The organism is Microcystis sp. LE18-22.4A (assembly GCF_027531105.1).
GTDB classification, from domain to species: Bacteria; Cyanobacteriota; Cyanobacteriia; order Cyanobacteriales; family Microcystaceae; genus Microcystis; species Microcystis aeruginosa.
In genome coordinates, this window is the sequence record NZ_JAPZRB010000198.1 from 1 (window position 1) to 3,176 (window position 3,176).

General features: G+C 36.5%; 1 protein-coding gene and 1 CRISPR repeat array. The gene reads right to left on the bottom strand.

Annotated features, from left to right (window positions below):
• The first annotated feature begins 148 nt into the window (after window positions 1-148).
• Window positions 149-2,984: direct repeats of the CRISPR family, unit length 35 nt; unit sequence CTTTTAACTTCTTAGCAAGTTTAATTAATGGAAAC.
• Between the two features lie 78 nt (window positions 2,985-3,062).
• Window positions 3,063-3,176, bottom strand: a 114-nt coding sequence (locus tag O9295_RS08585; protein ID WP_287627018.1) for a transposase, incomplete at its 5' end; no start/stop codon positions are given.

Below are 3,176 nucleotides of genomic sequence, written 5' to 3' on the forward strand. Positions count from 1 at the left end.
TGACCGACGACTGAAAATTTCTGGAGCCCAGTGGAATGAAGAAAATATCCCTCAAGTGCTTAAACACCGCTGTGCTTACCTAAATAACAGTCTTTAGCTATTGAATAGTATTTATGTTCTGACAAAACTGACTTGCTCCCCTTTTCACCTTTTAACTTCTTAGCAAGTTTAATTAATGGAAACTTGGATTCGACTGAATCCAAACGGACTAACGAATGGCTTTTAACTTCTTAGCAAGTTTAATTAATGGAAACTGAAATACGGACACTCGGATTGTAGGGCGTGTATACTTTTAACTTCTTAGCAAGTTTAATTAATGGAAACGTTTTTGCTCGCTTACCTGTTGGTTAATCACAAACCCTTTTAACTTCTTAGCAAGTTTAATTAATGGAAACAATCGTCTACCCATAAGAACAATCCAATTGCGACCCCGCCAACAATGGAAACTTTTAACTTCTTAGCAAGTTTAATTAATGGAAACAGCTGTTGTTATTGGCTGCATGGTTTTTACTCCTGTCCAACTTTTAACTTCTTAGCAAGTTTAATTAATGGAAACCGATACAATTGCTCATCAGTGAGGTTTTTCATTTTTTCTTTTAACTTCTTAGCAAGTTTAATTAATGGAAACGAAGAAAACCAAAGGCCCACAAGCCTTTAGTGTCTTCCTTTTAACTTCTTAGCAAGTTTAATTAATGGAAACCACACGTTGCAACCACCGGTCATGCCCATCGAAACGGGCTTTTAACTTCTTAGCAAGTTTAATTAATGGAAACATTTTCTGCCTGTAGAAATTGGTTTAAATCGCGCTTGGCTTTTAACTTCTTAGCAAGTTTAATTAATGGAAACATATCGAAACCGAATTCCCTCAGGACTTTTTTCTCTGACTTTTAACTTCTTAGCAAGTTTAATTAATGGAAACGGTGCAAGCTACCCACAATACCAACATTAAAGCCCAGCTTTTAACTTCTTAGCAAGTTTAATTAATGGAAACGTTTGGTGATTCCCAGTCCCTCGGCGAGGGCTTGTAGGACCTTTTAACTTCTTAGCAAGTTTAATTAATGGAAACCTACGCTGTTTAACAGTAAAAGCGTAATCATCAAGCTTTTAACTTCTTAGCAAGTTTAATTAATGGAAACTCTTTTATCCGACGGGTTTAGTCTTCCCATGTTTTTTAGTTCTCTTTTAACTTCTTAGCAAGTTTAATTAATGGAAACATAGCACTACTGCGAGTGCTATTGTTAGGCATAAGATTACTTTTAACTTCTTAGCAAGTTTAATTAATGGAAACTCTGAAGAGAACGAAGTATCTCCCACAGTGCTTGCGGCTTTTAACTTCTTAGCAAGTTTAATTAATGGAAACGAGGGACTCAGAGTCTCTCCTTTCTCAAGGAAACCTTTTAACTTCTTAGCAAGTTTAATTAATGGAAACGTTTGGTGATTCCCAGTCCCTCCGCGATTGCTTGTAGGACTTTTAACTTCTTAGCAAGTTTAATTAATGGAAACTCTTTTACAGCTTCCAAACTCTCAACCCTGAAACCATTCTTTTAACTTCTTAGCAAGTTTAATTAATGGAAACACTACCGCCAAGGAATCCTACGTTGAGATTCCAGTCGGTCTTTTAACTTCTTAGCAAGTTTAATTAATGGAAACAATCATAACGCCGGCAAGGACCGACAGAAATAACCACAAGAACCTTTTAACTTCTTAGCAAGTTTAATTAATGGAAACAACTCATATCAGACAGATATATTGCTGCCAAAACGCTTTTAACTTCTTAGCAAGTTTAATTAATGGAAACAAAACATTCCTTTTCGGTTTCTAAGGAGCAAGCTCGCTCCTTCTTTTAACTTCTTAGCAAGTTTAATTAATGGAAACTTGACGGATGGCTTTCGCCTCGCCAGTGAGTTCGCCGATCTTGTTGCTGTCTTTTAACTTCTTAGCAAGTTTAATTAATGGAAACGCAGTGAATAACAAAGGCTGCAGAACAAATAAACAACTTTTAACTTCTTAGCAAGTTTAATTAATGGAAACGGATAAGGTTCACGAGGAACTTCCCGAATTCTGTGATTTCTTTTAACTTCTTAGCAAGTTTAATTAATGGAAACTTGATTGCGTTGTTTTGCAGCATGTTATTGACAATCTTTTAACTTCTTAGCAAGTTTAATTAATGGAAACATCGAGTTCCTCGTACTCGAGGCACTCTTTTGCTACTTTTAACTTCTTAGCAAGTTTAATTAATGGAAACCCCATGTAGCGATCCTCCAGAGTCCATTTGGCGGATTTAACGTCATCTTTTAACTTCTTAGCAAGTTTAATTAATGGAAACCCCCATGTAGCGAGCCTCCAGATTCCACTCTGACGATTTCTTTTAACTTCTTAGCAAGTTTAATTAATGGAAACCTGCTTGGGCTTGGGCTTAAGCTTTGGCTTTTCGTCTTTTAACTTCTTAGCAAGTTTAATTAATGGAAACAGAGAGTAAACTTCCCGTATATTATCGGGACTTGTTGTGTCTTTTAACTTCTTAGCAAGTTTAATTAATGGAAACCAAAAGTTGCCCCTGGAAATGACCCGACGACAAGAATGCTTTTAACTTCTTAGCAAGTTTAATTAATGGAAACGACATTTTATCGCAATACAGCGTTGTAACTATTGCGATAATAACTTTTAACTTCTTAGCAAGTTTAATTAATGGAAACCAAAGCTGACCCTGGAATTGATCCGACGACAAGAATGCTTTTAACTTCTTAGCAAGTTTAATTAATGGAAACAATTTTATTGTATAAACTATACTGCCTGCAGCGACCAGCAGTCTTTTAACTTCTTAGCAAGTTTAATTAATGGAAACACAAGTACTATGGGGCGTACCCAAGGGGGTAACTTTTAACTTCTTAGCAAGTTTAATTAATGGAAACTGTTGTCACACGGGAAAGGTCCCGACTTGAGCTACCGCTTTTAACTTCTTAGCAAGTTTAATTAATGGAAACGAGTCGGAGCCGGGGTCGGAGCACACCCAGACAACAACTTTTAACTTCTTAGGGCTCTTCGTTACTCTTTATGCTAAATCAACAGACAAGATGCCAAGACAACATACTTCTAACCCAAAAATTCCGAAAGTTTCTCAAGCCATAGCCTCTCCGTTTTATTAGTTTAAGTTTATTATTGATTCCCTCGACCAC